18 protein-coding genes are annotated in these 18,807 nt (G+C 65.7%); 3 read left to right on the forward strand and 15 right to left on the reverse strand.

Annotated elements, in window-relative coordinates; genetic code table 11:
- Positions 1-9: 9 nt before the first annotated feature.
- Together ACFLEY_RS24785 and ACFLEY_RS24790 are read right to left on the reverse strand one after the other, a co-directional pair.
- Entirely contained in the window at positions 10-1,407 is a 1,398-nt protein-coding gene (locus tag ACFLEY_RS24785) for a LysM peptidoglycan-binding domain-containing M23 family metallopeptidase (RefSeq protein ID WP_211433793.1), read from the reverse strand.
- A gap of 109 nt (positions 1,408-1,516) precedes the next feature.
- The gene (locus ACFLEY_RS24790) at positions 1,517-2,167 is read right to left on the reverse strand and encodes a protein-L-isoaspartate(D-aspartate) O-methyltransferase (RefSeq protein ID WP_011087512.1); all 651 of its coding nucleotides are present in this window, start codon (positions 2,165-2,167) and stop codon (positions 1,517-1,519) included.
- A 241-nt stretch (positions 2,168-2,408) separates the two neighbouring features.
- On the opposite strand from ACFLEY_RS24790, the gene ACFLEY_RS24795 reads away from it, so the two are divergent.
- A complete protein-coding gene (locus ACFLEY_RS24795) occupies positions 2,409-2,780 on the forward strand; it encodes a response regulator (RefSeq protein ID WP_011087513.1) in 372 nt (123 codons plus the stop codon).
- Between the two features lie 3 nt (positions 2,781-2,783).
- On the opposite strand, the gene surE is transcribed toward ACFLEY_RS24795, so the two are convergent.
- The 12 genes from surE to ACFLEY_RS24855 form a co-directional block, all read right to left on the reverse strand.
- On the reverse strand, positions 2,784-3,548 hold the full coding sequence (gene surE, locus ACFLEY_RS24800) for a 5'/3'-nucleotidase SurE (RefSeq protein WP_396604232.1): 765 nt from the start codon (positions 3,546-3,548) through the stop codon (positions 2,784-2,786).
- A gap of 188 nt (positions 3,549-3,736) precedes the next feature.
- Positions 3,737-4,099 carry a hypothetical protein gene (locus tag ACFLEY_RS24805; RefSeq protein WP_396604233.1) on the reverse strand — a complete coding sequence of 121 codons (363 nt, stop codon included), beginning with the start codon at positions 4,097-4,099 and terminating at the stop codon, positions 3,737-3,739.
- A 94-nt stretch (positions 4,100-4,193) separates the two neighbouring features.
- Positions 4,194-5,525 carry a serine--tRNA ligase gene (gene serS, locus ACFLEY_RS24810; protein WP_060912317.1) on the reverse strand — a complete coding sequence of 444 codons (1,332 nt, stop codon included), beginning with the start codon at positions 5,523-5,525 and terminating at the stop codon, positions 4,194-4,196.
- Positions 5,526-5,735: 210 nt separating this feature from the next.
- Positions 5,736-6,548, reverse strand: coding sequence for a twin-arginine translocase subunit TatC (gene tatC, locus ACFLEY_RS24815; RefSeq protein WP_060912318.1), 813 nt, complete (start codon positions 6,546-6,548; stop codon positions 5,736-5,738).
- A complete protein-coding gene (gene tatB, locus ACFLEY_RS24820) occupies positions 6,545-7,072 on the reverse strand; it encodes a Sec-independent protein translocase protein TatB (RefSeq protein ID WP_060912319.1) in 528 nt (175 codons plus the stop codon). The genes tatC and tatB overlap by 4 nt, the downstream gene beginning before the upstream one ends.
- An 89-nt stretch (positions 7,073-7,161) precedes the next feature.
- Complete coding sequence (locus ACFLEY_RS24825; RefSeq protein ID WP_011087519.1) at positions 7,162-7,395, reverse strand: twin-arginine translocase TatA/TatE family subunit; 234 nt, start codon at positions 7,393-7,395, stop codon at positions 7,162-7,164.
- Positions 7,396-7,561: 166 nt separating this feature from the next.
- Entirely contained in the window at positions 7,562-8,314 is a 753-nt protein-coding gene (gene scpB / locus ACFLEY_RS24830; RefSeq protein WP_028171841.1) for an SMC-Scp complex subunit ScpB, read from the reverse strand.
- A gap of 21 nt (positions 8,315-8,335) precedes the next feature.
- Positions 8,336-9,175, reverse strand: coding sequence for a ScpA family protein (locus ACFLEY_RS24835; protein ID WP_060912320.1), 840 nt, complete (start codon positions 9,173-9,175; stop codon positions 8,336-8,338).
- The gene (nagZ, locus tag ACFLEY_RS24840) at positions 9,172-10,200 is read right to left on the reverse strand and encodes a beta-N-acetylhexosaminidase (protein ID WP_060912321.1); all 1,029 of its coding nucleotides are present in this window, start codon (positions 10,198-10,200) and stop codon (positions 9,172-9,174) included. The genes ACFLEY_RS24835 and nagZ overlap by 4 nt, the downstream gene beginning before the upstream one ends.
- 46 nt (positions 10,201-10,246) lie before the next feature.
- Entirely contained in the window at positions 10,247-11,818 is a 1,572-nt protein-coding gene (locus ACFLEY_RS24845; protein ID WP_060913106.1) for an SPOR domain-containing protein, read from the reverse strand.
- A gap of 140 nt (positions 11,819-11,958) precedes the next feature.
- On the reverse strand, positions 11,959-13,749 hold the full coding sequence (gene argS, locus ACFLEY_RS24850; RefSeq protein ID WP_060912322.1) for an arginine--tRNA ligase: 1,791 nt from the start codon (positions 13,747-13,749) through the stop codon (positions 11,959-11,961).
- A gap of 9 nt (positions 13,750-13,758) precedes the next feature.
- The gene (locus ACFLEY_RS24855) at positions 13,759-14,967 is read right to left on the reverse strand and encodes a deoxyguanosinetriphosphate triphosphohydrolase (RefSeq protein ID WP_082757006.1); all 1,209 of its coding nucleotides are present in this window, start codon (positions 14,965-14,967) and stop codon (positions 13,759-13,761) included.
- 124 nt (positions 14,968-15,091) lie between these two features.
- Here ACFLEY_RS24855 and erpA point away from each other — a divergent pair, with 124 nt between their 5' ends.
- Complete coding sequence (gene erpA, locus ACFLEY_RS24860) at positions 15,092-15,421, forward strand: iron-sulfur cluster insertion protein ErpA (protein ID WP_011087527.1); 330 nt, start codon at positions 15,092-15,094, stop codon at positions 15,419-15,421.
- Between the two features lie 4 nt (positions 15,422-15,425).
- Here erpA and ACFLEY_RS24865 read toward each other — a convergent pair whose 3' ends face one another.
- Positions 15,426-17,753, reverse strand: a complete 2,328-nt coding sequence (locus ACFLEY_RS24865; protein ID WP_396604234.1) for an ATP-binding protein — start codon at positions 17,751-17,753, stop codon at positions 15,426-15,428.
- 133 nt (positions 17,754-17,886) lie between these two features.
- On the opposite strand from ACFLEY_RS24865, the gene xth reads away from it, so the two are divergent.
- Positions 17,887-18,684 (forward strand): exodeoxyribonuclease III, encoded by a 798-nt coding sequence (gene xth, locus ACFLEY_RS24870; RefSeq protein WP_039185184.1) that lies wholly within the window; start codon positions 17,887-17,889, stop codon positions 18,682-18,684.
- Positions 18,685-18,807: the final 123 nt, after the last annotated feature.

Raw genomic sequence — 18,807 nt, forward strand, 5'->3', positions numbered from 1 at the left:
CCCTACGCGTCACGCCCCGTTCAGGAATTGAAGCGGGTCAACCGGACTCGATCCCTTGCGGATCTCGAAGTGGAGCTGCGGCGACGCCACCTCTCCGGATTGACCCGACTTGGCAATGACCTGACCGCGCTTGATGGTATCGCCGCGCTTCACCAACAGCTCACTCGCATGGGCATATGCGGTGACGTAGCCGTTGGAGTGCCGAACCAGGACCAGATTGCCGTAACCTTTCAGCTCGTTGCCGGAATAGGCGACGACGCCGTCTTCAGCCGCCTTGACCGGCGTCCCCTCGGGCACAGCGAGATTGATGCCGTCGTTGGACTTGCCGTTGGTCTTGGCGCCGTAGGTCGTGACCACCTTGCCGCGCACCGGCCAGCGGAAAGTCGGCAGCGCGCTGGTGGTCTCCGCAGCTTTCGCAGGTGCCTCGACAGCCTTCTCTTCGACATTGGCGGTGGCCTGGGCCAGGCGCGCGCTCTGCACCGGCGCGGCGACAGCGGCCATCTTGGTGGCAGGCGCCGGAGCGGCCGCAACCGGCTGGAGTGTACCGGCGACGGGGGCTGCCCCGACTGGAGCCGCAGCAACAGGTGCAGCGGCGGCGGTCTTCGCGCCGGGAACGGTCAGCTTGGTGCCGAGCTTGAGCTTCGCCGACGGATCGAGGCCGTTGGCGCGGGCCAGTTCAGCCGCCGAGATGTGATTCTTGCGGGCGATGCTGGCGAGCGTGTCGCCGCGGTTGACGAAGTGCATGCTCGGCGGCGCGGCGACGGCCGCAACCGGCTTCGCCGCCGGCGCCATCGCCGGAGCCGCGGCGACGGGAGCCATCGCCGGCGCAGGTGCAGCCGCGGTCGCGCCCGGATGCGGGATGATCAGCTGCTGGCCGGGCGAGAGCGCACGCGGCCCCTTGTAGCCATTGGCGGCGAGGATCGCCTGCGGCGTGACGTGATAACGCTTGGCCAGCACGTCGAGCGTGTCGCTGGTGCCGACGATGATCTTGGTCCCGCCGGCCGGCTGGGCGGCCGCGACCGAGCGCGACGGCACGGTGGCCGTGGTCTCCAGATGCGGCTGCGCCGGGGGCGCGTAGGAGCCGACGCCCCGCCCGCCACCAGACATCCCGCCGCCTGCCGCAACCGGATAGGATTGCGGCGCGGACACCGCCGGCGGCGGCAAGGGCTGCGACTGGTAATAACCGGGCTGCGTCTGCGGCCGCGAATATTGCGGCAACTCACGCTGCGGCGGCGGTGCCTGCTGCACCGAACCGGTCTGATCGGAGGCAAAAGGATTGGAGAAGTTCGACTGGGACAGCCGCGACGACATGTCGGCGCTGCACCCAGCGAAGCTGAAGGAGATCAGCGCCAGCACCGCGACCTGCGGTACGCGGCGCGAGTAAAGCAACTCGGCGACGACAGACATGGTTACTCACTCGTACGCAACAGAACTGGTCTTTTAAGTAAACACGCGCCGAGTAAATAACGGCTTAACCCTCCCAATAAGATGTTGGCCGCACAGCCAATCCGGAAATCTACAGCTCCCGCGCCACGCCGGGCAGTGCCGGCACGAAACGGACCTCGACGAGTTCCTTGCGGTCGATCCCGGTCGCGCTGCGGGTCAGACGGATCAGCGTCTGCACCCCCTGATGCGGGCCGACGGGCGCGATCAGGATGCCGCCCACCTCGAGCCGATCGACTAGGTTCTCCGGAATCTGCTCCATGGCGGCAGTGACGATGATGCGGTCGAACGGGCCGATATTGGCAGGCAGGTTGAGACCGTCGCCCAGCATCACCTCGACATTGTGATAGTCGAGCTTCTCAAGCCTGGCGCGTGCTGCGTCCGCGAGTTTGCGGTAGCGCTCGACCGTCAGCACCTGGCCTGCAAGCCGCGACAGCACGGCGGCCTGATAGCCGGAGCCCGTGCCGATCTCGAGCACGCGGTGCTGCTTCTGGAGCTGGAGCTGCTCGGTCATGTAGGCGACGACGAAGGGCTGGCTGATGGTCTGCCCGCACGCGATCGGCAGCGCGCTATCGCGATAGGCCACGTCGCGATCGGCCTCGTCGACGAACAGCTCGCGCGGCACCTCCTCCATGGTTCGCAGCACCGCCTGATCGCTGATACCCCGACGCCTCAGCGTGAGCTGAAACATCATCTTTTCCGGCGGGTGCTGATGGGAGGTCATTGCTGCCAGTGTTGTCTCGTCAGGGTCCGGATCATCGCTTGCGGAGCTCAAGGGCTGGGGCAAGAATCCTGTTCCGGCTCAGGAACTCATGATAGCCTTTCGCCGAGGCATTTGACCACAAATTGGCTTGCAGCGGACTGGCTACGAAGGCCATTTTCAGGTGTCCGTTGGCCGAAACGCGCATTGCGTCGATTCGCGTTATCTGCGAACGTTTTCTTGATTGGGCAAGGACTCACCGACAATGACCGCGACAGGGCTTTCCGGCCGCTCTGTATTTCTCGTCGAAGACGAGGTGATGATCAGGATGATGGTCGCGGACATGCTGGAAGAGCTCGGCTACAAGGTCGCAGCTGAAGCCGGCGATATCCCCGAAGCAATGCGGCTCGCCGAAGCTACCCAGTTCGACATCGCTATCCTCGACGTCAACGTCAACGGCAAGGTGATCTCCCCGGTCGCCGACCTGATCAAGGCGAAGGGCTGCCCGTTCATCTTCGCCACCGGCTACGGCTCCTCCGGCCTGCCCGAGCAGTATCGCGACCGGCCCGCGCTCCAGAAGCCGTTCCAGCTCGATGCGCTCGGCAGGACCATCGAGGCCGCCCTTCGCGGCGACTAGCCGCTACTTCAGGGCCGCCCCCAGTGCTTCGGAAAACGCTTCGTTGGTGCGGTCGAGCCTGAGCGGCGTGACCGAGACATAGCGCTCGCGCAGCGCCGCCAGATCAGTGCCCTCGGCGGGCGTATCCATCATCGCCGCGCGCTCGAAGCCGATCCAGAAATAGGGATTGTTGCGGCCGTCCCTGCGCTCGTCGATCCTGAGGAAGCCGAGATTGCGCTTGCCCTGGCGGGTGACGCGAATGCCGAGCACATCCTCAGGCGCGCAGGACGGGAAGTTGACGTTGATGACGGTCTCCTTCGGGATGCCGGCGGCCATCACCTTGCGCAGGATGTCGGGGCCGAACGTGCGCGCGGTGTCCCACGGCGGCCGCTCGCGGGTCTCAACGCTGAACTCCTGCGACAGCGCGAACGACGGCAGCCCCAGGATGGTGCCCTCCAGCGCGCCGGCGATGGTGCCGGAATAGACCACGTCCTCGGCGACGTTGCGGCCCTTGTTGACACCCGACAGCACGAGATCGGGCGGCTTGGTGCCCATATGGCGCGCGCCCATGATGACGCAGTCAGTCGGCATGCCGCGCACGGCGAAGTGCCGCGGCCCGACCTCGCGCAGGCGCAAGGGATCGTTCAGCGACAGCGAATGCGACACGCCGGACTGGTCGAGCTCGGGCGCCACCACCCAGACGTCGTCGGACAATGCCCGCGCGATCTCCTCCACGACCTTGAGGCCGGGAGCGTGAATGCCGTCGTCATTGGTACAGAGAATGCGCATGCGAAAGGTCGATTCCTGAAGGGGTCTGAGCCGTCTTATCCGGCTGGGACCGATCAGGCAAACCGGCCACCGCGCAGATCTCATCTGTGATCCCGCTTATTGCCGCAGCGCAGCACGCGGCCGGCTTCGGTTCCCGACGCTTGCTTCCGGATGCCGCCCACCTGTTCGAGCCCGGTGCCCGTGCTAGGCTAGCGGCGGATGCGCCATTGCGGCAGGAAGCGTGCGAGCCTGCCTTCGGCATACAGCTTCATCGCCGGTACGACCGGACTGACAACCGGAGTCTCGATCACGCCGAGCGTCTCCAGCTCTGCAACGATCGTACCCGGCGCCGGCGTCTGCGGAAAACGCTCGCGTGCCACTGTCAGCGCCTTGTCGAAATCCGCAGCATTGACGCCGGGCTTGGCTCGCCGGCTCTGCACGAGATCCTCGTCCCAGAGCCGCGCGATCTCGATGTCGAGCACACCGCGCAGGCGCTGATCGACGGCCTGGATGCCGCAACCCGTCACCGCCCATTGTCTGCCAACCCAGAAGATGTCGCGGTGCAAGGCCATGAACGGTGGGTTCGCATTGACGGGTGGCCGTCAGGATAACCGCCCGCCTGAGCTTCGCAACCAAACGTTTCTGCGTTTCAGCGAGCAATACGCCTCAGTCGCGCGAGATCACCTTCAATCCACCCATGTACGGCTGGAGCACGCTGGGGACCGCAATCGAGCCGTCCTCCTGCTGATAAGTCTCCATCACGGCGATCAGCGCGCGGCCGACCGCAGTGCCGGAGCCGTTCAGCGTATGCACGAAGCGCGGCTTGCCGTCCGGCCCGCGCGAGCGCGCGTCCATGCGGCGCGCCTGGAAGTCGCCGCAGACCGAGCAGCTCGAGATCTCGCGGAACATGCCGCCGTCGCCCTGCCCGGGCATCCAGACCTCGATGTCATAGGTTTTTTGCGACGAAAAGCCCATGTCTCCTGCGCAGAGCGTCATCACGCGATAATGCAGGTCGAGCTTCTGCAACACCTGCTCGGCGCAGGACAGCATCCGCTCCAGCTCGTCCTTGCTCGCTTCCGGCGTCGTGATCGAAACCAGCTCGACCTTGGTGAACTGATGCTGGCGGATCATGCCGCGAGTGTCGCGCCCGGCAGCGCCCGCCTCGGCACGGAAGCACGGCGTCAGCGCGGTGAGCCGCATCGGCAATTGCTTCTCGTCGAGGATGGATTCGCGCGCGAGGTTGGTCAGCGAGACTTCCGCCGTCGGGATGAGACCGAGGCGCTCTGTCTTCAGCCGCTCATGGTCGGGTGAGGCGAGCAGTTCGCCCTTGATCGCCCAGAACTGGTCGTCCTCGAACTTCGGCAGCTGTCCGGTGCCGAACATCACCTCGTTGCGCACCAGCAGCGGCGGGTTGATCTCGGTGTAGCCGTGCTCGGTCGTGTGCAGGTCGAGCATGAACTGGCCGATCGCGCGCTCGAGCCGCGCCAGTCCCTTCTTCAGCACGACGAAGCGCGCGCCGGAGAGCTTTGCCGCCGCCTCGAAATCCATGTAGCCGAGCGCGGTGCCGAGATCGTCATGCAGCTTCGGGGCGAAGCCGTAGTTGCGCTTGTTGCCGAACACATGGTGCTGCACGTTGCCGTGCTCGTCGACACCGTCAGGCACTTCATCGAACGGAATGTTCGGGATCGCGGACAGCTCTTTCGTCAATTCTTCGTCGGCGGCCTTCGCGGCCGCCTCGAGCTGCGGCATCGTGGTCTTGAGCTCGGCGACTTCGGCCATCAGCGTGGCCGCACGCGCCTCGTCCTTGGCCTTCTTGGCGTCGCCGATTTCCTTGGAGGCCGCATTGCGCCGTGCCTGCGCCTGCTCGGAGGCCAGGATCGCTGCGCGCCGCCTCTCGTCGATCGCGAGCAGCGCGGCCGACAACGGCTTCAGGCCACGCCGGGCGAGACCGGCGTCGAAGGCTTGCGGATTGTCGCGGATCGATTTGATGTCGTGCATGGCCGTGGTCCTGGATCAGCGCGTAAACCTACAACGGCAAACGTTGCAAGTTTGCATTGGCGCGCTTCCCCCTAGCACAGCTGTCATCGCCCGCGAAAGCGGGCGATCCAGTATTCCAGAGCCGACCGTGATTCCTCGAGAGGCCGCGGCGTACTGGATTCCCCGCTCCAGTGCGCAATTGCGCACAAGGCGGGGAATGACACCGCATCCCTACTCTGCCGGATTGGCCGGCGTCGACACGTCGGTGCTGGTCGCGGCCTGCGCGGCCGCCGCCTTCTTCTCCACCATCGCCACCGCGATGATCGAGCCCTCGTAGAGCGCCAGCAAGGGGATCGCGAGCGAGCACTGGCTCAGCACGTCCGGCGGGGTCAGCACGGCCGCGATCACGAAGGCGATCACGATGAAATAGCGGCGCTTCTCGCGCAGCATCTTCGAGGTGACGATGCCGATGCGACCGAGCAGCGTCAGGATCACCGGAAGCTGGAAGGCGATGCCGAACGCGAAGATCAGCGACATCATCAGCGACAGATATTCGCCGACCTTGGGCAGGAGCTGGATCTGGGCGGTCTCGTCGCTGCCGGCCTGCTGCATGCCAAGCGAGAAGCGGACCAGCATCGGCAGCACGACGAAATAAACCAGCGCCGCACCCAGCACGAAGAAGAACGGGGTCGCGACCAGATAGGGCAAGAAGGCCTGCTTCTCGTGCTTGTAGAGCCCGGGCGCGACGAACTTGTAGATCTGCGTTGCCACGATCGGGAACGAGATGAAGCCGGCGCCGAACAGCGCGAGCTTGAGCTGCGTGATGAAATATTCCAACAGCGCCGTGTAGATGAATTTCGAGTTCTCGGGACCGGCGACCCACACGAAGGGCCAGACCAGCACGTTGTAGATCTGCTTGGCGAAGAAGAAGCAGAAGATGAAGGCCACGCCAAAGCCGAGCAGCGCCTTGATCAGCCGCGAGCGCAGCTCGATCAAATGGTCCATCAGCGGGGCTTTGCTGGCCTCGATATCGGCGTCGCTCATGACGCTTTGGCGTCCTTGATCGCTTCGGATGGCGCGGTGTCTTGCGCAACGACCGGCGCCTGCTCGACCTCACGGGTGACGGCGAGCGGCTCGTTCACCGCGCCATGGGCTTCCGCTTCCACGAAGGTTTCCGGCGTTGGGGCTTCCGGGGTTGTTGGAGTCGTGAGCGCCTCACTTGAGGTCGCCGGCGCTTCGATGGCAGTCGTTGAGGACGTCTCGGCTGGCTTGTCGAGCGCATCGACGCGGAGCGCGTCGCTGACGTCCTTCTGGAGCGAGGTCATCAGATTGTTGCCGGCAAAGCCGGAGGCGGCTTCCTTGACCTCGTCGAAGCTCTTCTTGAGGTCGGCCATCTCGGCCTCGCGCATCGCCTCCTGGAATTGGCCCTGGAATTCGGCGGCCATCTTGCGGGCCTTGCCCATCCACTGCCCGACCATGCGCAGAACGCCCGGCAGCTCTTTCGGGCCGATGGCGATCAAGGCCACGACCCCGATCAGGACCAGTTCACTCCACCCGATGTCGAACATGAGGTCTTCCGTTCACGCCAGCAACAAGCCGGCCCAATCCCTCGCGCGCAGGATCGGGGCCGCTACCCGCGTCTCGCGTGCTCTCTGGCTCAGACGGCCTTGCTGCCGACGTCGGAGCGTGCCGCGGTCGGCGCGGCATTGTGCTCGATGGACTTGGCCGGCTCAGGCTTGTCAGCGGGCTTGTCGTCGTCCTGCATGCCCTTCTTGAACGCCTTGATGCCCTGCGCCACGTCGCCCATCAGATCCGAAATCTTCCCGCGGCCGAACAGCAACAGGACCACTGCGATCACCAAGATCCAGTGCCAAATGCTGAGTGAACCCATCCTGCAACCCTCCAAACGCGCATGGCCGGGGACCCGGCCGATCTTCACCGGAACGTAGGCTCCGCAGGCCTCAAAAACAAGGACCAGCCGGCGCCAATTCGCTGTTGGCGCTACGTAATCTTGCTAGTGTTAACCGGTCGCAGGGGGCCCGTAATTGGCCGGGAGGTTAGTCCTCGCTGCCGCCCTCGCCGCCCTCATTGCCACCTTCCGGCGGGCTCTCGGGCTCAACCGCAGGTGCCAGCGCGAGATCGAGGTCCTCGCCCGGTTCCAGCGGATCCTCGTCTTCGCGCAGTTGCGGGTCATCGGACGGCGTCGGCACGCTGAATCCGGTCGGCAGGCGCGAATCCAGCAGGCCCGTGCCCTTCAGCTCTTCCAGGCCCGGCAGATCGCCCAGCTGTTCCAGGGTGAACTGCGACAGGAAGTCCTCGGTGGTTCCGAAGGTCAAGGGACGGCCCGGCGTCTTGCGCCGGCCGCGCGGCTTGATCCAGCCGGTCTCCAGCAGCACGTCGAGCGTGCCCTTCGAGGTGACGACGCCGCGGATCTCCTCGATCTCGGCGCGCGTCACAGGCTGGTGATAGGCGATGATCGCCAGCACCTCGATCGCCGCGCGCGACAGGCGGCGGGTCTCGGTGCTCTCCCGCGTCATCAGCCAGGCGAGATCGCCGGCGGTGCGGAAGGTCCATTTGTTGGCGACGCGCACGAGGTTCACGCCACGCGAGGCATAATCAGCCTGCAACTGCTCGAGCGCGGCCTTGACGTCCACGCCATCGGGCATGCGCTTGGCCAGCGTCGCGGTATCCAGCGGCTCGCTCGACGCAAACAGCAGCGCTTCCAGCAGCCGCAATTCTTCAGGACGTGCCTGGGATTCGTTCTCCATCGGCTCGGCCTCGTCTACCCGCACTTCAGCCAGGCTTGCCATGGCAGATTCTCCTTCTTGCACTTAAGCGACCGGCGCATCGGGCGCGGGAGCTGCGTCGGGGACCGGTTTGGGGCGCCCCTTCCGGAAATAGATCGGCGCAAACGCCTCTTTCTGGTTCAGCTCGAGTTGACCTTCGCGCACCAGCTCCAGCGCGGCGGCGAAGCTCGAGGCGAACACCGTGGCACGCTGCGTCGGATCGGCGACGTGCCGGATCAGGAAGTCGTCGAGCACGCCCCAGTCATCCTGTTCGCTGATGCTGCCGACCAGCCGCTCCAGCGTGGCGCGCGCCTCGGCGAGCGACCACACCGTACGCTTGGCCAGATGCACGCTCGCCAGCACGCGCGACTGGCGCTGCGAGGCATAGGCGGTGAGCAGGTCGTACAGCGTCGCGGTGTATTTCGGATGCCTGATCTCTGCGATCTGCTCGGGCTCGCCGCGCGGGAAGATATCGCGCTGCAATTGCGGCCGGTTCATCAGCCGGTTGGCGGCTTCACGAATGGCTTCCAGCCGGCGCAGGCGGTTGGCAAGCGCGGTCGCCATCTCTTCGGCGCTCGGCCCTTCCGCGCTCGGCGGCTCCGGCAGCAGCAGGCGCGACTTCAGGAAGGCGAGCCACGCGGCCATGACGAGGTAGTCGGCGGCGAGCTCGAGCCGGATCTTTCGCGCGGCTTCGATGAAGTGGAGATACTGGTCGGCCAGCGCCAGGATCGAGATCTTGGCGAGATCCACCTTCTGCTGCCGCGCCAACGCGAGCAGGAGGTCGAGCGGGCCTTCATAGCCCTCGACGTCCACCACCAACGCCGGCTCACCCTCGGCGAGCTCTGCGGGCCGCCCGGTTTCAAACGATAGGATTTCTGCGGTCATGCGGATGCCGTGTTTGCCCGTGCGATCAATGCGTCCAGTTCGGCGCGTGCGGCCGCCCGGTCGAATGGCTGCGGCGCCTTGCGCGCCGCGAGCGCGGCTGTCGCCCGCTCCAGCGCCATGCCGGACAGTTCAGGCGTCTGGCCGGCGACCTCGCGCATCTCCTCGATGTTGCTGTTGCAATGCAGAGCCATGTCGCAGCCGGCCGCGAAGATGGCGCGGGTCCGATCGGCGATGCTTCCCTCCAGCGCGTTCATCGACACGTCATCACTCATTAACAAACCCTGGAACCCGATTGCGCCGCGAATCACCTGAGCAATCATTGTCGCAGATGTCGTCGCCGGATGGGCGGGGTCGACCGCGCTAAACACAACATGTGCAGTCATGGCCATCGGCAGGTCCGCCAGCGGCTTGAACGCCGCGAAGTCGGTCCGCTCCAGCTCGTCCCTCGGCGTGTCGACGGTCGGCAGCTGGAAATGGGTATCGGCGGTGGCGCGGCCGTGGCCGGGAATGTGCTTGAGGACCGGCAGCACGCCACCCTGCTCCAGGCCCTCGGTCACCGCGCGCGCGATCGCCGCGACCTTGCCAGGTTCGGTGCCATAGGCCCGGTTCCCGATGACGGCATCCGCGCCCTGAACCGGCACGTCAGCCAGCGGCAAGCAATCCACGGTAATGCCGAGATCGGCGAGATCGGCCGCGATCAGCCGCGCGCTGAGGCGTGCCGCGGTGAGCCCGAGCGCCGAATCACTGTCGTACAGATTCGCGAATACGGCGCCCGGCGGATAGACCGGCCAGTGCGGCGGGCCCAGGCGCTGTACCCGTCCGCCCTCCTGATCGATCAGGACGGGGGCGTCGGGCGCGTTCGCAACCGCGCGCAATTCTGCAACCAATGCAGCAACTTGAGCCGGCGTGGCGATATTGCGCTTGAAGAGGATGAAGCCCCATGGGCGCTCGGCACGGATAAACTCCCGCTCGGCGGCGGTCAGTTCCGTTCCGGATACGCCGGTAATGAAGGCCCGCGTGCTCATAAGGGCCGATTAACCCTGCCCCGCGAGGGGGTCAAGGAAACGGCCGTTAATTCCTCTGGACGAAGCAGGCCGACAAGCCTGCGGACTTCAGGCTGTTGCAAGCCTGCGTCGCCTCCTCGGCTGAGCCATAGGGCCCCGCGAAGGCGCGATAGACGATGCCCTTGCCCTTGTCAGTGAGATCCACCCGCTTGATCACCGGCGAGCGCGATCCGAGCACGCTGCCGTACTTGCTCTGAAGCACCCGGTACGACGCGGCGGCGCTGTCCTCGCTCTGCTGCGAGGAGACCTGCACAATGTAGCCGCTGCCGCCACTGCTGGCGGGCGCGACCTGCGTCGGATTGGTCGCAGCCATCCGCTGCGGCGGCTCGGCTGCGGGCGCCGATTGCGGTGCCAGCGAGAGCGGCTGGTTGGCGCTGGCATTGGCCGAGGTCGGCGGCGTGCGCGGCCCGGGCGGCGCAGCGACCGGCTTCGGCGGAGTTGCCGGCTTGGCGGCAGCGGCCGATTGCGGCGTGGCGCTATCGGTCTGATCGCCCCTCACGGCCACGGTCCGGATCGTGCGCGGCGAATTGTTCGGCAGCGTACCGTTGCTCGGAATCGGACCCGCGCTCGGCGGCGGGATCGTGGACGGCGACACGCTCGCCACCGGCGGCGGGTTCGCATTCGGGTTCAGTGGCGGGAACACCACGCGGGGACCGCCCGCCTTGGCGTTGACGTCAACAGGCGCTTCCTCGCGCGGCACGATCTTCTCAGTGCCATCGCCGCTGACCATGCGATCGGGCACCTTGGCGGAGGAATCCGTCGGCGCGGGCACGATCTTGGTCGGCGTGTTGTCGGCTTTGATGATCGGCGGCTCGCCGCTGCGGGGCGAGCCGACATAGGTCTTGTAGGCGAAGGCCGCGCCAGTGCCGACCACGGCAAGCGCCAGGATCGCCGCAACCGTCATCATCCCGCCGCGCTGCTTCTTCGGCTCGTCGAGATCGGCCTCGGGATAATCGCTCTGGAATGCGTAGGGATCGTCCGGATAGGCCGGATCGCGCTGATAGTCCTGCTCACCCGCCTCCAGCTTGCCGTAGAGCGCATCGTCATAGCGCGACGGATCGGGCTGCGCGTATGGCTCCTGGTAGGCCTGCTCCTGCTGATAGGCTTGATCCTGCTGATAAGCCTGAGCCTGATAAGGCTGATCTTGATAAGCGTGGTCCTGAAAGGCCTGCGGCTGATGGAAATCAGACTCGGGCGCGGTCGGCTGGGCTGAATAGCGATGCAACGGATGAACCGGGTTCACGGAGACGGGGTAGTCAGGCTCGGGCGCGGGTGCCGGCTGCGGCTGCACGTTGGCACGCCGCATCCATGAGGGCGGCCCGGGCGGAGCCGACGGGGCCTGCTCGGCAAAGTGCTGCTGGTCATCGTCCTGGCGGTAGTCGTCTTCCTGGTAGCTCTGGGCGGACGCCGGTGCGGCCGGCGGGCGCGCGGCGGGCCGTCCCTGCGCTGCAAACGGATCGGTCTGTCCGATCAGACGGGCGAGCTCGGCCAAGGGATCATTTTCCGCCTTCCCATGCTGATCGCCGCCGCGACCATAGTCATCGGAAGGAAACGGTCTGTCCTGATATCGTTCGGCCATCGTGATGATGCGTCCCTTCGGGAAAGCCGCGCGCCCCTCGACCAAGGCACGGCTTTCGACCCACAAGGCTTTCAACCAAGTCTAAGCGGTCCGGCTTCTGCCGGTTACCCCCGAATTCCCCTTAAGTAGTTCGCCCCAAACTACCGCATCTCGTCCGGGGCATGGACGCCGAGGATGGCGAGGCCCGATGCCAGGACCGAGACGACGCCCTGGACCATGGCCAGTCGCGCCTTTGTAAGATCTGCATCATTATTGATAATGAAGCGTAAATAGGGCAAATCGCGCCCCTTCGTCCAAAGCGCGTGAAATTCGCTCGCTAAGTCATAGAGATAAAAGGCAATCCGGTGCGGCTCATGGGCCGCGGCGGCGGCTTCCAGCATCCGCGGATAAATTGCGAGACGCTTGAGAAGGTCGAGCTCCACCGGGTCCGACAGCCGCTCCACCGCCGACTCACTGAGCCAGGCGATGCGATTGGCGGTATCATCCGGCAGGTCCGGGAACACCTCAGCCCGTGCGTTGCGGAAGATCGAGTGACCGCGGGCGTGGCCGTACTGGACGTAGAACACCGGGTTGTCGCGCGACTGTTCCATGACCTTGGCGAGGTCGAAGTCGAGCACCGCGTCGTTCTTGCGATAGAGCATCATGAAGCGGACGGCATCCTGGCCGACTTCATCCACCACCTCACGCAAGGTCACGAAGTCCCCGCTCCGCTTCGACATTTTCACCGGCTCGCCGTTGCGCAGAAGCTTCACGAGCTGGACGATCTTGACGTCGAGCGCGCCCTTGCCCGAGGTCGTCGCCTTCACTGCCGCCTGCATGCGCTTGATGTAGCCACCATGGTCGGCGCCCCAGACGTCGATCATCTCCGCAAAACCACGGTCGAACTTGTTCTTGTGGTAGGCGATGTCGGAGGCGAAGTAGGTATAGGAATTGTCCGACTTGATCAGCGGACGATCGACGTCGTCGCCATAGGCGGTCGCCTTGAACAGCAACTGCTCGCGATCTTCCCAATCCTCGACCGGCGCCCCCTTCGGCGGTGGCAGGCGGCCTTCGTAGATGTCGCCCTTGGCCTTCAGGAAATCGATGGTCTCGGCGACCTTGTTGTTGCCGCTCTCGATCAGCGAGCGCTCCGAGAAGAACACGTCGTGGCGGATGTTGAGGGCGGCGAGATCGTCCTTGATCTCGTCCATCATCATCGCGATCGCCTTGGCGCGCACGGTCGGAAGCCATTCGGCTTCCGTCATCGCACGCAACTTGTCGCCATGCTCCTTCGCCAGCGCCTGCCCCACGGGCTTCAGATAGTCGCCCGGATAGAGGCCCTCCGGAATCGCGCCGATGTCCTCGCCGAGCGCCTCGCGATACCTCAGGAACGCGGAGCGCGCGAGCACGTCGACCTGCGCGCCGGCATCGTTGATGTAATATTCGCGCGTGACGTCGTGGCCGCCGAACTGGAGCAGGCTTGCCAGCGCGTCGCCGAACACGGCGCCGCGGCAATGACCGACATGCATCGGTCCGGTCGGATTGGCCGAGACGTATTCGACGTTGACCTTCGAGCCGCCGCGGACGCGGCCGTAATCGGCGCCCTCGCGCAGCACCGTCCGCAGCGCTTCTGCCCAGGCGGCAGGCTTCAGCGTCAGGTTGATGAAGCCGGGGCCGGCGACATCGACCTTGGCGATCAGCGCGTCAGCGCGCAGCCGCTCGGCGATCTGCTCGGCGAGATCGCGGGGCTTCGCCTTTGCCTCTTTCGCAAGCACCATGGCGGCGTTGGTCGCCATGTCGCCATGGGAGGCATCGCGCGGCGGCTCGACCACCACGCGCGAGAAATCGATGCCCTCGGGCCAGCTGGCATCCGCCGCGAGCGCGCGGCAGGCGGCGTGTACGCGTGCGAGCACGTCAGCGAACAGGTGCAGGGATGAGGATGTGTCGGGCATGGCCGCCGCCTAACGCAAATCCGGGGTCGAGTCAAAGAGCCGCTGGTGCTCGGTCAGGGCGAAACGGTCGGTCATTCCGGCAATGAAATTGCCGATCCGCCGGGCCCGGTCGCCCTCATTGTCCGCCTCCGCCCCCGTGAGCCATTCCGGCGGCAGCTCGGCCGGCGATTTCAGGTATTTCGCGAACAGGTCGAACAGGATCTGTTCGGCCTCCCCCATCACCCGCATCACCCGCTTGTGACGGTACATGTGCTGGTAGAGGAAGCGCTTGATGGCGGCCTCCTCCTCAGCGACGTCAGCGGGAAACGCGATCAGCGCCCGGCTCTGCTGGCGCACGTCCTGGGCCGATTGCGGCTTGGTGGCGGCAAGGTTCTTCTGCGCCTCCGCAAACACCGCACCGATCAGATGCGAGATCAGCTCGCGCACCAGTTCGGCGCCGCGCCTGACATCTTCGAGATCGGGATAATGCGCTGAGGTTTCGGCGATGATCGCAGCTGTGAGCGGCATCGCCTTGAGATCGTCGAGGTCGAACAGGCCGGCACGCAGGCCGTCGTCGATGTCGTGGGCGTCATAGGCGATGTCGTCGGCGATCGCGGCGACCTGCGCCTCCAGCGAGGCGAAGCTCCACAATTCGAGATCGTAGACCTTGATGTAGTCGGCGATGCCGACGGGAATGCCATGCTCGCGATAGTGTCCGACCGGCGCACCGCTGCGATCGGTCAGAGGGCCGTTGTGCTTGACGATGCCCTCCAGCGATTCCCAGGTCAGGTTGAGCCCGTCGAATTCGGGATAGCGGTGCTCCAGCGCCGCGACGACGCGCAAGGCCTGGGCATTGTGGTCGAAGCCGCCGAATTCCTTCAGGCAGGCATCCAGCGCCCGCTCGCCGGCGTGCCCGAACGGCGGATGGCCGAGATCGTGTGCGAGCGCCAGGGTTTCCGTGAGGTCCTCGTCGAGCCCGAGCTGCCGGGCCAGCGCGCGAGCGATCTGCGCCACCTCCAGCGAATGGGTCAGCCGGGTGCGGTAGTGGTCGCCCTCGTGGAACACGAACACCTGGGTCTTGTACTTCAGGCGGCGGAACGCGGTTGAGTGGATCACCCGGTCGCAATCCCGGCGGAACGGGCTGCGGGTCCGGCTCGGCGGCTCGGCGACCAGCCGGCCGCGGCTGCGATCGGGGTCGCAGGCATAGGGCGCGTGGGAGGCTGCCATTCCGACGGACACGGCGAATTTAGTCCCTATCCATTTGATTCTGCGTATGGTGGCACTTAACTATGCCGGACGCGGGATACCAAATGAATTGGGCAAGTAACCTTGGTATGACGCCGCCGACGATCGGAGACCTGAAATGACGACTGCCGTGACCATCAGTGACCGGGCCGCACGCCGGATTGGGGAGATCCTCAAGGGTGAAGGGTCAGGCGCGATGCTGCGCATCTCGGTCGAGGGCGGCGGCTGTTCCGGCTTTCAGTACAAGTTCGACATCGACCGCGACCGCACCGACGACGATCTCGTGATCGAGCAGGACAATGCGGTGGTGCTGGTCGATTCCGCCTCCCAGCCTTTCCTGGCGGGATCGCAGGTCGATTTCGTGGACGACCTGATCGGCGCCTCGTTCCGCGTCAACAATCCCAACGCGACGGCGTCCTGCGGCTGCGGGACCAGCTTCTCGATCTGAGCGCTTACGCGCCGGTGATCTGCCTTTCTTCCTCTGTCCACTCGACCTCGACCGGCATCAGCTCCGGCTGAAGCGGCGCGTCGTCCGATGCCACGTGGTTCAGCGCCCGCAGCAACGCCGCGACCAGCGCGGGCTTGCGCAGCGGCTTTGCCAAAAAGTCCGACATGCCCGCCTCGTGGCAGATCTTGACGTCTTCGGGGAAGGCGTTGGCGGTGAGCGCGATGATCGGCAGGGCCTCGAAGCGGCCGCCTTGCGCGCGAATCGCCCGGGTTGCGGCAAGGCCGTCCATGTCGGGCATGCGCACGTCCATCAGAACGACATCGTAGTCCCCCTCCGAGGCCGCCGCGACGGCCTCGACGCCGTCGGTGACGACGCGCAGCTCGACATCGAAGGCACCGAGCATCTTGCTCACGACCAGGCGGTTGACGGCATCGTCCTCGGCGACCAGCACCTTCAGTGGCCGGTCGAGCTCGGCGATATGCGCCTTGAGCTCGTCGGCCTCGTCGCGGCCGGCCGCCTGGTCGGATGCCGGCGCCTGGCTCCAGGGCAGCACCAGCGTGAAGCGGAAGGTCGAGCCCTCGCCCGGCGTCGAGGTGACGCCGATCGTGCCGCCCATCTGCTCGATGATGCGCCGGGAGATCGCGAGCCCCAGCCCGGTGCCGCCGAAGCGGCGGCTGATCGAGGCGTCGGCCTGGGCGAAATCGCTGAAGAGCAGGCCGAGTTTTTCGGGCGCGATGCCGATGCCGCTGTCCTTGACGGTCCATTCGACGGTCGCCAGCAGGTCCCGCCGCGTCTGGCAGGTGGCCGAGATCGTCACCTCGCCGTCGTCGGTGAACTTCACCGCGTTCGACGCGAGGTTGAGCAGCACCTGGCGGATGCGCGCGACGTCGCCGCGCAGCGTCGGCGGCAGGTTCGGATCGAGCTCGACCTTGACCGTGAGCCCCTTGCTCTTGGCGCTCGCGCGCACGACGGTCGCGACCGTCTCGACCAGCGCCTGCGGTGCGAAGTCGATCGCCTCGAATGCGAAGCGGCCGGCCTCGAGCTTGGACAGATCGAGGATGTCGTTGAGGATGCGCTGCAGGTTGTCGCCGGACTCGCGGATCGTGGCGACGGCCTCGCGCTGCTCCGGATCGAGCTTGGTCTCGAGCAGCATGCTGGCGAGCCCGAGCACGCCGTTCATGGGCGTACGGATCTCATGGCTCATCACGGCGAGGAAGTCGGACTTGGCGCGGCTCTCGGCCTCGGCCTTTTCCGCGCGCCAGCGCTCGGTCACGTCGCGGCCGAAGCCGCGATAGCCGAGGAACTGGCCGTCGCGGTCGTAGGCCGGCTTCGCCGTCAACGACCACAGCCGCGCCTCGCCGCCGGCAACGACCTTGAGGTTCATTTCGTGCAGCGGCTCGGCATGTTCCATCAGGCCGACGATGTTGTAGGCCGCGCTCTTGTCCTCGGGGCAAAGCATGTCGAGCACGTCAGCGAAATGCGAGCCCTTCAGCAGCGGAAGCGGCAGCTGCGCCACATCGGCGAAGCGCTCGGGCACGTCAACCAGGTGTCCCTCGGCGTCGGTCTGCCACAGCCAGTCGCTGGCGTTCTCCTGGAAATCCTTCAGCAGCAGCGAGATGATCTCGGTCTGACGCTCGAGCTCGAGCTGGGCCTTGAGATTGCCGAGGAACAGGTTGCCTTGCGAGACGATGTTGCGCGCCATGAAGAACGCGAACAGCAGCAGGAACCCCGCGGTCACCAGATACGGCCCGGCGCCGCACAAAAGCAGCGCGCCGGCGCAGCCGACCGTCATGGTGGCGAGATAGACGAGGCCGGCGCGCGGGAAGGTCGAGAGCGTGAAGGCGCCGCCGGACATCACGCCGACCATCAGGCAGGCCAGGATCAGCTGACTGGTCGGCTCGATGTGGCTGAACACCGCGAGTGGCAGCGTGCCCCAGATCGCGGCGAGGAAGAAGGCCTGCCGCAGCATGTGCCGTGCGGCGCGGGGCGAAGCCTCCTGCGGCGGGTTCCGATGCGACCGCCGCCACGAACGTACCGCGAGCGAGGCGGTGGCGGCGAGCGTCAGGCCCCAGATCGCGAGGAAGTCGTTCCAGCCCCTGCCCCAGAACAGGATCAGCACAATGGCGACGTTGAGCATGGCGACGGCCATCGTCACCGGGATCAGCCGCGTCACCGCGTCGATCTGCTTGGCGCGGATCCGGCCCAGCTCGCCCTCGCTGAGATCGGCGGTCAGGCCGTCCTCGATCTCGAAGCCGCCCAGCCAATACAGGAACGCGCCGACCAGTCCGTCGCGCGGCTCAGCCTGTTGTGAAGTTTCGACCCGCCATCCCATCCGTGGAACCTTTTCCGTATCAATGGCCTGCGGTCCGCTTAAGCCGGGTTAATTTTGTGGGAGATTTTGCGGCGTCCTTGACGGAGGCGTTTGCATTTTGTTCTAACGGCTGCCCCTGCCCGGAGCCGTCGAAATGCCCATCAGAGTAGCCACCTGGAACGTCAACTCGGTCCGGCAGCGGATCGACCTGCTCCTGACATGGCTGAAGGAGTGCCAGCCGGACATCGTCTGCCTCCAGGAGATCAAATGCGTCGATGAGGCCTTCCCGCGCCTGGAGATCGAGGCGCTCGGCTACAACGTGGTCACGCATGGGCAGAAGACCTTCAACGGCGTCGCCCTGCTCTCGAAGCTCCGGTTCGACGAGACCAAGTCGGGGCTGGCCGGCGACGACGAGGACAGCCATGCCCGCTTCCTCGAGGGCGTGGTGACGCTCAAGCACGGGGTGCTGCGGATCGCCTGCCTCTATCTGCCCAACGGCAACCCGGTCGGGACCGAGAAATATCCCTATAAGCTCAAATGGATGTCGCGACTTCTTGAATATTCGAAGGAGCGCCTCAAGACCGAGGAGCCGCTCATCCTCGCAGGCGACTTCAACGTCATCCCGCATGCCCGCGACGTCCACAATCCGGCGGCATGGACCGAGGACGCCCTGTTCAAGACGGAGACGCGGGAGAGCTTTCAGTCCCTGCTCGGCCTCGGCCTGACCGATGCCTTGCGGGCCGTCACCGACGAGCCGGGCCTCTACACCTTCTGGGACTACCAGGCCGGCGCCTGGCAGAAGAACCATGGCCTGCGCATCGACCACCTGCTGCTGTCGCCGCAGGCCAGCGACCGGCTCGCCAATGTCGGCATCGACAGCTATGTGCGGGCTTGGGAGAAGCCGTCGGACCACGTGCCGGTATGGGCGGATCTGGATCTCGAGGCGGCGTAAGCCATCATCGTCGTCATTCCGGGGCGGCTCGAAGAGCCGAACCTCAGGTGCGCAATTGCGCACCGGGGAATCTCGAGATTCCGGGTTCGATGCCTCGCATCGCCCCGGAATGACTGCGTACAG

The organism is Bradyrhizobium sp. YCK136 (assembly GCF_044570075.1).
Lineage (GTDB): Bacteria > Pseudomonadota > Alphaproteobacteria > Rhizobiales > Xanthobacteraceae > Bradyrhizobium > Bradyrhizobium diazoefficiens.

Coding starts and splice junctions, on each gene's coding strand:
- surE (WP_396604232.1), bottom strand. CDS start 3,548: ATGCGCATTCTCTGTACCAATGACGACGGCATTCACGCTCCCGGCCTC.
- ACFLEY_RS24835 (WP_060912320.1), bottom strand. CDS start 9,175: ATGACCGCAGAAATCCTATCGTTTGAAACCGGGCGGCCCGCAGAGCTC.
- ACFLEY_RS24825 (WP_011087519.1), bottom strand. CDS start 7,395: ATGGGTTCACTCAGCATTTGGCACTGGATCTTGGTGATCGCAGTGGTC.
- tatB (WP_060912319.1), bottom strand. CDS start 7,072: ATGTTCGACATCGGGTGGAGTGAACTGGTCCTGATCGGGGTCGTGGCC.
- ACFLEY_RS24805 (WP_396604233.1), bottom strand. CDS start 4,099: ATGGCCTTGCACCGCGACATCTTCTGGGTTGGCAGACAATGGGCGGTG.
- scpB (WP_028171841.1), bottom strand. CDS start 8,314: ATGGCAAGCCTGGCTGAAGTGCGGGTAGACGAGGCCGAGCCGATGGAG.
- xth (WP_039185184.1), top strand. CDS start 17,887: ATGCCCATCAGAGTAGCCACCTGGAACGTCAACTCGGTCCGGCAGCGG.
- ACFLEY_RS24785 (WP_211433793.1), bottom strand. CDS start 1,407: ATGTCTGTCGTCGCCGAGTTGCTTTACTCGCGCCGCGTACCGCAGGTC.
- ACFLEY_RS24795 (WP_011087513.1), top strand. CDS start 2,409: ATGACCGCGACAGGGCTTTCCGGCCGCTCTGTATTTCTCGTCGAAGAC.
- ACFLEY_RS24865 (WP_396604234.1), bottom strand. CDS start 17,753: ATGGGATGGCGGGTCGAAACTTCACAACAGGCTGAGCCGCGCGACGGA.
- ACFLEY_RS24845 (WP_060913106.1), bottom strand. CDS start 11,818: ATGGCCGAACGATATCAGGACAGACCGTTTCCTTCCGATGACTATGGT.
- serS (WP_060912317.1), bottom strand. CDS start 5,525: ATGCACGACATCAAATCGATCCGCGACAATCCGCAAGCCTTCGACGCC.
- erpA (WP_011087527.1), top strand. CDS start 15,092: ATGACGACTGCCGTGACCATCAGTGACCGGGCCGCACGCCGGATTGGG.
- nagZ (WP_060912321.1), bottom strand. CDS start 10,200: ATGAGCACGCGGGCCTTCATTACCGGCGTATCCGGAACGGAACTGACC.
- argS (WP_060912322.1), bottom strand. CDS start 13,749: ATGCCCGACACATCCTCATCCCTGCACCTGTTCGCTGACGTGCTCGCA.
- ACFLEY_RS24790 (WP_011087512.1), bottom strand. CDS start 2,167: ATGACCTCCCATCAGCACCCGCCGGAAAAGATGATGTTTCAGCTCACG.
- tatC (WP_060912318.1), bottom strand. CDS start 6,548: ATGAGCGACGCCGATATCGAGGCCAGCAAAGCCCCGCTGATGGACCAT.